Here is a 9,111-nt window from a genome sequence, read left to right as displayed (position 1 = left end):
GTTCACGGCCCGTTTTTCGGGAATGTGTGAACTCACGAGCCTTCGGCTCGCTCGGACAGCACCCATTCTTTTTCCGAAAACCGGTTGTGACCGCGGGGCTTTTCAATGGGGTTGAAAAAACTGAAACTCCAAAAAGGTGTTATGCTATTTGTTACAATAATAAGTCTTCGTGGATTTTTAGGGGAGCCAGGTGAAGCTGTTCCGGCCATCATCCATTTAAAGAACACTTTTTTTAGGTGTTACTTCCTTTGCTTGCCCAAAGTAAGTAACCAAGGAAAAGGCACTCCGTGAAAAGCCTGTTTCCCCAGGGTTGAAAAATCAGAAACTCCAAAAAGGTGTTATGCTGTTTATTACAATACATTTTATTGTGGATTTAGGGGATCACAAGGTACACTATTTTCACCGGACAATTCTGAAAGGAAATTTCAATAAACAGGTTGAACAGAGAGGATTCACGGCGATGTATGATTGATTTATTTTTTCCCGATTTTAATCAGATTCCGTGCGGGCGCTTTCTCTTTGTCGCTTCCCTGGAAGGTTACGATACCGGAGTCATCGATCGAGGAAATCACATAATGCCGCTGGATTGAATCATGGCGGTTCTTGACAATATCCCCGAATTTCAGGTCCTGCGTTCTAACCGATTCGATATTGAGGTTTTCAAGAATATCCTGAACCATCGCTTCGGCTACCTTGGCGGATTCGGTGGAAACATCAACGCCGAATTTCTTGCAGAGCTTTATCTGGTTAAGCGACGGTTTCCGCGGAGCTTCGCCCACAAACTCCTTAAAGATAAGATCGTTTATCCGTGCAAGCGCAACCCTGAACGATGACTGTTCGAGATTCAGGCCGAGTTTCCTGCCGAATTCAAGCTGTTTTTCTGTCAATTCTCTGGGCATGGATGATATAACTCTGCTGGTTACCTGTGTTTCCTCAACGAAACCGTGAAATGTCACTCATCATTCTGTTTGCCGATACGCATCGGGAAAGGGATCACATCCCTGATCGATTCTTTACCGGTAAGGAGCATGACAAGCCTGTCGATGCCGTACCCGACCCCGCCTGTCGGCGGCATTCCGCATGCGATGGCATGGATGAAGTCCATATCGACGGGGTGATCCTCGTAATCCTTATGCGAGCCTCCCGAACGCTGGGCGGCGAAACGTTCGTACTGTTCGACCGGGTCATTGAGCTCGCTATAGGCATTCCCCATCTCGAATCCGGCGACATGCGGCTCGAACCGTTCGACAAAGAGGGGATTGCCCCGTTTCACCTTGGTCAGCGGCGATATGTCGCGCGGGTGGTCGCAGATAAAGCACGGTTCCCAGAGCCTGCCCGATTTTTCGAGCTCTTCCTCGACAACTTTCATGACGAGCGCTCCGAATTTTTCGGCGGCAAGGTCGGCGCGGAATTCCTCACGTGTCATGCCGATGAACGACAGCTTCTCCTCGCTCGTACAGCCGTCGATCCGGAGCTCGAGCTCCCCGCGGTCGATGTTTTCATAGTCGCAGCCGAACACCTCGCGGATGATATCCGGAATCCGTATCCGTTTCCACGGCGGAGTGAAGTCCACCGTTTTCCCGTGAAACCCGATGCCGAGCGAGCCAGTGCACTGCTCGACCACATAACAGGTAAGGTTCTCGAACCGGTTCATCTGGTCCTCGTAATCGGTGAAGGCTTCGTACCACTCCATGAGGGTGAATTCGGGATTATGGGTGGCATCGATCCCCTCGTTCCGGAAACATTTCGCGATGGAAAACACCTTCCGGAAGCCGCCGATGATATACCGTTTCAGCGGGAGCTCGAGCGATACGTTGAGATACACCTTCTGGCCGCCGAGCGCCCAGACCTCGGTCTTGAACGGACGGGCTTCCGCGCCGCCGTACACGAGTTCGAGGGTCGGGGTGTCGACCTCGAGAAAACCCTCGTTCTCCATGAAGCGACGGACATGGGAAATAATCCGTGAACGAAGCTCGAACCGTTCGACCGAACCGGGATCGGTAATCCAGTCGAGATAGCGCTGCTGACGGCGTACTTCGACATTGGACAGGGTATAAGTCATCTGCCCGTCATGGATTTTGCCGAACGGAACATCAGCGACCGATTTGCCGAGCATTTCGAAGTCTTTTACGAGAATCGTCGGCTGTCCGGTATGAGTACGGAACAGCGTTCCGGTGACGCCGACCCAGTCGCCGATGTCGATATCGGGAACGAGCCTGAGAGAGCTTTCGGAGGATTGTCCGCCGCGGATGTAGAGCTGGAACTGGCTGCCCCTGTCGATAAGGTCGGCGAACCATGCCTTACCCATTTTCCGTACCGAGAGCACCCGGCCCGCACAGGATACCATTGTTTCCTGTGCCGCGAGTGTTTCATAACTGTCGTTAAGCTCACGGACGGTATATGTGGCAGCAAAGGAGTACGGGTACGGGTTTATGCCCCCGTTCAGGAGGTTTTCCCGTTTGTCAAGACGGTGTTTCTGGAAGAAATCCGGATAATTTTCCATGCTCTATGCCTTTCGGAGATATTCTTTTCGTCTCATGTTAAGAGGGCTGTGAAAAAGTATATTTTTCACGAGCCCTATAATGAAATGTATTATTTCGGTGCTGTCAAGGGCATGTAAATCGGCACTTCGTGCCGACCCTTGACAGCTTATATCCACACTTACGAACTTTATCACAAGACTTTTTAAAAATCGTCAATAAGATTAGTGTTCAATGAATTTTCTAATATACTACGAATCCTTTTTTAATGCAACTGAATGAGTTTTTTCCGGTAATACCCCATTTTTTCAAAAACACTTTTTTTTATATGTTACTTCCTTTGCGTGCCCAAAGGAAGTAACCAAGGAAAGGGCACCCCGTGAAAAACCTTTTTCCCCGTTCACTGCCCGTTTTTCGGGAATGTGTGAACTCACGAGCCTTCGGCTCGCTCGGACAACACCCATTCTTTTTCCGAAAACCGGTTGTGAACGCGGGGCTTTTCAACGGGGTTAAAAAATCAGAAACTTCAAAAGGTATTATACTATTTATAATCAATTCATTACAATACAATCCACTGTGGATTTTGAAGGATCACCAGTTAAAATATCCGGCTATCACCCATTTAATGAACACTTTTTTTTATATGTTACTTCCTTTGCGTGCCCAAAGGAAGTAACCAAGGAAAGGGTACCCCGTGAAAAGCCTTATACCCCGTTCACTGCCCGATTTTCGGAAATGTGTGAACTCACGAGCCTTCGGCTCGCCCGGACAGCACCCATTCTTTTTCCGAAAACCGGTTGTGACCGCGGGGCTTTTCAACGGGGTTGATAAATCAGAAACTTCAAAAGGTATTATACTATTTATAATCAATTCATTACAATACAATTCAACGTGGATTTTTGGGGATGGCCAGATTGAGTTATTCCGGTAATTCCCAATCTTTTTCGAAACATCGTTTGAAACGATGCTTTCCTTTGCGCGCCCACTCGCAGAGATACAATGCAGAGAAAAAGTATATGTTTACTCAAGAATTACTTAATATTCAAATCCGATTTCTTTTGAACATTGTGAACGGATCGATTTAATCAAAGAATTCCTCGGAGTTCACTCCGGAGTAAAAAGTCCCCCTTCCGGCGTTTCACGCCACATTTCCCTCGGCGGTGGGCAGGGAAAAGACACCGCAATTTTGCACCTGTGCTTGTGATGGCACAACATCCCTTGCCCCCGGAACGGGGGAAAGGGACCGAGGGTAAAGGGGCCTCCATTCGGATACTCCAGACTTCAGTCCGGGATAGTTCATTGAATGCAGTGGAAATAAATATGACATCTGTTACCTGGGGTTATCGGCATCGATCAGGGCAAACAGCGCATCGACGAGCTCCCGCTCCGGGACGGTGCGTACTTTTTCCCCCTTCCGGAACAGGAGACCCGTACCTTTTCCACCGGCGATGCCGTAATCCGCCTCACGGGCTTCTCCGGGACCGTTCACTACGCAGCCCATGACAGCGATGATGATCGGGCTGGCGATAGAAGAGGCCCGGCGCTCCACCTCCTCGGCGAGACCGATGATGTCGATTTCCGTTCGTCCGCAGGTGGGGCAGCTTATCACCTCGGCGCCCGCTTTTCTGAGACCCATTGCTTTGAGAATGGAGATACCGGCGACAACCTCGTTGACCGGGTCGGCGGTAAGGGACACCCTGATGGTGTCGCCGATTCCGCCGGAAAGGACACCGCCGATTCCGCACGATGACTTGATGGTCCCGTAACGGAGGGTTCCGGCTTCGGTCACGCCGACATGGAGGGGATGATCCCGCTGTTCGGCAAAGAGACGGTAGGCGGTGATGGTTGCGGGCACGCTCGATGACTTGATGGAAACACAGACATCGTGAAAACCGAGATCGTCGAGAATATCCACCTCTTCGAGCGCGCTTTCGACGAGCGCTTCGGGTGTCGGGCCTCCGTGCCGTTCGAGAATCTCCTTCTTGAGCGATCCGGCGTTGACACCGATGCGGATGGGAATACCCAGCTCTGTCGCGGCACTCACGACATCACGAATCCGGGCGCTGCCGCCGATATTACCGGGGTTTATGCGGAGCTTGTCAGCCCCGGCCTCAAGGGAGCGGAGCGCGAGCCGATAGTCGAAATGGATGTCGGCGACAAGGGGAACATCCACCGCACTCCTGATTTCTTTAAAAGCCTCGACGGCTTCGGGGGTGGGCACCGCGACACGGACGATATCGCATCCGGCCGAGACCAGCGCCCGTATCTGGTTTATGGTCGCGGATACATCGGTAGTCTGTGTGTTGGTCATCGACTGCACGGTGACAGGGTTCCCTCCGCCAATGAGAATACCCCTGACCACTATCGTTCGGGTATCGTTTCTCCTGTACATGGTACAGCTCCTATTTTTTCAGGGTTACCACGGTGACACCGAAACTGCCCTCGTTCCAGTTGCCGAGACGCTGCGATTCCACATAAGGGTGCTTTTCGAGCCAGGCGCCGATTTTGATCCGCAGCGCCCCCGACCCTTTGCCGTGAATGATCTGCGCGGTTTCCATTCCCGCCATGTGGAGATGGTCGAGGAAAATTTCAAGCTCCGCCCGGGCATCGTCGAACACCTTGCCCCGCAGGTCGATCTCGGAAGATTCGATACCGCTCGCATGCACATTGACTGCCACGACCTGTTTCGGTTTTTCGGGTGGTGTGTCGGACAGGGAGAGATCACGGGCGTTCACGACGAGCGAAGCCTTGCTTTTCCCCACCCGTATCCGGGCCTTTTTCCCGCCGTCGAGCACCTCTTCCACACTGGCGTCCGCGCCGAAGGAATCAACCCATACGGCCTGTCCGACAGTAAGCCCGTCAATCGGACGGTGTTTCATTTTTTCACGGCGTTTGGGGAGTTTTGCCGCCGCTTTACGGATTTCCTCGGTTTTTTCACTGACTGTGGATTTTGCCGCCAGGATCGATTCGTGCGATGCCTTGTGCTCTTTGATTTCCCTGATCGCGGACTCGATACTGCGGTTGGCATCCACGACGATAGCCTGCGATTCGGTAATCGCCTCGCTGAGGAGTTCCTGCTTTCTGGTATTGAACTGTTCGAGCTTCAGTTCATAATCGCGTTTGACCGATTCGGCTTTTATACGGGCTTTTTCGGCAAGCCTGCGCTCATCGTCGGCCCTGCGGACATGGTCTTCCATCTCGGCGATGAGGCCCTCGAGACTTTTCCGTTCGCCGCCAGCGAGCGATTCGGCATCCCTGAGAACATCGCCCGGCATACCGAGCCTGGCTGCAATTTCGAATGCATAGGAAGAACCCGGAATACCCATTCTGAGCACAAATGTCGGCATGAGGTTTTCCTTGTCGAATTCCATCGAGGCGTTTTTTACTCCCGCGGTTTCATGGGCAAAAACCTTGAGGCCGCCATGGTGTGTCGTCGCGAGGGTAATCGCTCCGACAGCGGTGAGTTTTTTCAACACCGCGAGGGCAATCGCCTCGCCATCCACAGGATTGGTGGCGCCGCCGAGCTCATCGAGGAGAACAAGAGACCCCGGACCGGCTTCCCGCAGGATGGTCACGATATTTTTCATGTGTGAGGAAAACGTGCTCAGATCATCCTCGATAGACTGTTCGTCCCCGATATCCGCGAATACTCCGCCCGGCGCAAACACCGCCGTACCCTCTCCGGCGGGTATGGGCATTCCGGCAAGCGCCATGACTGTCAGGAGCCCCGCCGTTTTGAGCGCAACCGTTTTACCGCCCGCATTCGGCCCGGTTATGACGAGAGTGACTGTGGAGCCGCCCATCTCGAGGTCGAGAGGAACAACCACAGAAGGACTGTCGTTACCGCGGAATTTCCACTCGAGCAGCGGATGCCGTCCCTTTCTGACGGTCAGTTCGGGGCTGTCATTGATGACCGGCACGACGCCATCCACCATGACCCCGAACCGCGCCATCGCGGCGATGGTGTCAATTCTGACAAGCACCTCCTGGTTGTGAGTCACATCATCGGCTGCCGAAGCGATACGCCCGGAAAGAAGGATGAGGATACGCTCGATTTCGGCCTGTTCGGCGAGCTCGAGCTCACGGACCTCGTTGTTTGCCTCGATGGAAACGAGCGGCTCGATAAAGAGCGTCCTCCCCGTCTGCGACCTGTCCTGAACCGCTCCGGGAACCCTGTTTTTCATCGAGTCGCGTATCGGCAGAACAAACCGTCCGTTCCGCAGGGTCACCACTCGTTCGCTGACAACGTCGTCGGGAAGTCCCTCGAGCGTTTTTTCAACGAGGTTTCTCAGGGCGTTCAGCGCCCTGTTGAGCCTTCTCCTGATGGAAGCGAGCCCGGGAGTGGCATCATCGGCGATTTTCAGATCGGGGGTTATCATTCTCCGCACATCGCGGACGATATCCTCGTGGGGGGACATATCACGAGTCATCGCCGCGGCACGGGGGTATTTTGCTTCACGATCAATGAAGTAGCTTTTAACCGCGCCGGCAACCTCCAGATTACCGGCAACCGCAGCGATTGCCTCGACACCGAGGTTATACCCCTCGATTTTAAGGTAGGGGAAGATATTCCGGATATCGACAAGGTCCACCGACGGAAAGGGATCGTCGAACCGCAGGGCATCCAGTAATTCACCGACCTCGGAGAGGCGGCTGCGGACAGCCGCGACATCATGCGACGGAATTGTCTCCGAGATACGGCTCCGCCCTTCATCGGAGCGGGCGAGGGAAGCGATTATCGAGCGTACACGGTCGAATTCGAGGACTTTCAGGGCATGGTCGTTATATAACGGGATTCTGTTCGATGTGCTCATTATTCTCCGGTTCGGGCTTTTCCGGCATCGAGGGGAAGAGCCTGTAAAAGGATGAAACTGATTTTTTCACAAACGGTATTGATTCCGAAACGAGCTGTGAAAGGGGGCCCGCCGTCCGTGACGACCGGAACTGTCCCCCTAAAAACGATCCCGGCGATGTGAATGAAAGCGCAACGGCAATAACCCCGCACAACAGCAGCGCCTTGAGTATGCCGAAAGCCGTACCGAGCCCGGAGTCGATAAATCCTATCGGCGTCAGATGTATCATCCTGCTGAGAATTGCGGCAAGAACCGCAAATATAACCAGTCCGATGATCAGCGCACTATAAAACACGAGGGGCACGGCGATTTTCGCGGGAAGAAATCTGATGTTTTGCGCAAGCCCGATAAAGAAATCCGAAAAAACCGCAAGAACAACGACGGAAACGATCAAGCCGACCAGCTTTACAGCCTGCCGGATAAGACCGTCACGGAAGCCGGTTATACCGAGACCGGCGACAACGAGAATTACGAGAAGATCGAAAAAATTCATGTCGTTATTTCAACTCTCTGTGAGAGGGCTGTGAAAAAGGATATCCGGTTATCCAGTTAAGTCAGCTAACATCATTGATTCCCCTCGGCTTTGCCGTATCCCCCTTATAAAACAAGATGGGATGCCGCAGGCAGGGGAGATTACATACTATCGTAAAAAATTATCGATTCTTAATTGCAATGAAAGCCCAAAACACCGGCGATTATTTTGAGCTCGAAGTATCTATGGGTGTTACGGTTGACGGGTCGCGCTGTGCGTTCCACGGCGCCGTGCGTTTCTGATTTCCCGGAGCGGCTATAACGAGAGTACCGTCAATCGTGTTATCGTGAATGAGACCCTCGTACCGTGTGGCAGTCGAATTATTCTGCACCTTCTCCGTCACGGTGAACTGAAGTTTATTGCCGGTGAGTGTGGCATTCTCTATCGGAATTTCTCCGTTATTCATGACTATCCCGCCCCTGACATCCTGAAAGTTCTGTTCCAGCAGGAGCACATACTGTTTACCGGAATTATCGGAAGCCGCGGTCCATTTCCACTTACCGGAAACATTGGCGGGAACGACCCAGAAATAAACCGAATGGCTTTCCATGCCTGTCATGACTTCCATCGATTTATCCGGCTTCCATTCTCCCATGCTGTAGTTATGTGAAACAAGCCGTGTGCCGGGTTTCAGTTCATGGAGCAGTTTCGGGCGTAATTTGAGATTGACACTCGTCAGAAGATAGAGCGTAACGACGCTGGCATGACTGACATCGACATCGAACAGGTTCTGCTCCAGAAATTTCACCCTGTCGGTTACATGTGCCTTGACGGCGTTTTCATTGCTTTCCTTGATGCGAACGGGATTGATATCGATACCGATTCCGTGACAGCCGGTTTTTTCCGCCGCCATGATCACAATCCGGCCATCTCCGCACCCGAGATCGTATACGATATCATCTTTCCCGATATCGACAACCTTGAGCATTTCAGTCACAACCTCGTACGGTGTGGGAACATAGGGCACATCATATTCCCAGTACTGCCCGATTGCCTGTCCCGAAAAAACAGGGAGTAAACAGAATGAGAAGAACAGCACCAGCATGAGCGTTTTTTTCATAGCCTTCATCCCTCCCGGAGATAGAGTGTTCTGTGCTTATAAATACCGCACAAATCAATGGCTGACAGGAATAAACCTCATAACGGATACTGCTGTGATGACCCCTTTATTTTGAAATATTCACTATATACCGGTAAATGAAGAATATTTTGACAGTATGGTATATTTTGACGGGAATATAATAAT

General features: G+C 52.1%; 5 protein-coding genes and 1 pseudogene. All 6 read right to left on the bottom strand.

The window, feature by feature from the left end:
- Window positions 1–473 precede the first annotated feature (473 nt).
- The 6 genes and pseudogenes from LLG96_02165 to LLG96_02140 all read right to left on the bottom strand — a co-directional run bounded on the left by LLG96_02165 (window position 474) and on the right by LLG96_02140 (window position 8,934).
- A complete protein-coding gene (locus tag LLG96_02165; protein MCE5249004.1) occupies window positions 474–899 on the bottom strand; it encodes a hypothetical protein in 426 nt (141 codons plus the stop codon).
- 53 nt (window positions 900–952) lie between these two features.
- Window positions 953–2,503 (bottom strand): lysine--tRNA ligase, encoded by a 1,551-nt coding sequence (gene lysS, locus LLG96_02160; protein MCE5249003.1) that lies wholly within the window; start codon window positions 2,501–2,503, stop codon window positions 953–955.
- Between the two features lie 1,307 nt (window positions 2,504–3,810).
- The gene (gene ispG, locus LLG96_02155) at window positions 3,811–4,872 is read right to left on the bottom strand and encodes a flavodoxin-dependent (E)-4-hydroxy-3-methylbut-2-enyl-diphosphate synthase (protein ID MCE5249002.1); all 1,062 of its coding nucleotides are present in this window, start codon (window positions 4,870–4,872) and stop codon (window positions 3,811–3,813) included.
- A 10-nt stretch (window positions 4,873–4,882) separates the two neighbouring features.
- A complete protein-coding gene (locus LLG96_02150) occupies window positions 4,883–7,294 on the bottom strand; it encodes an endonuclease MutS2 (GenBank protein MCE5249001.1) in 2,412 nt (803 codons plus the stop codon).
- On the bottom strand, window positions 7,263–7,826 hold the full coding sequence (locus tag LLG96_02145) for a CvpA family protein (GenBank protein MCE5249000.1): 564 nt from the start codon (window positions 7,824–7,826) through the stop codon (window positions 7,263–7,265). Before LLG96_02145 ends, LLG96_02150 begins: the two co-directional genes overlap by 32 nt.
- Before the next feature lie 553 nt (window positions 7,827–8,379).
- Window positions 8,380–8,934 (bottom strand): annotated as a pseudogene (locus LLG96_02140) (class I SAM-dependent methyltransferase).
- Between the last annotated feature and the right edge of the window lie 177 nt (window positions 8,935–9,111).

It is taken from the genome of bacterium, assembly GCA_021372535.1.
Lineage (GTDB): Bacteria > Latescibacterota > Latescibacteria > Latescibacterales > Latescibacteraceae > JAFGMP01.
The sequence above is the reverse complement of the archived record's forward strand: the minus strand, read 5'-3'. Positions and strand labels throughout refer to the sequence as shown.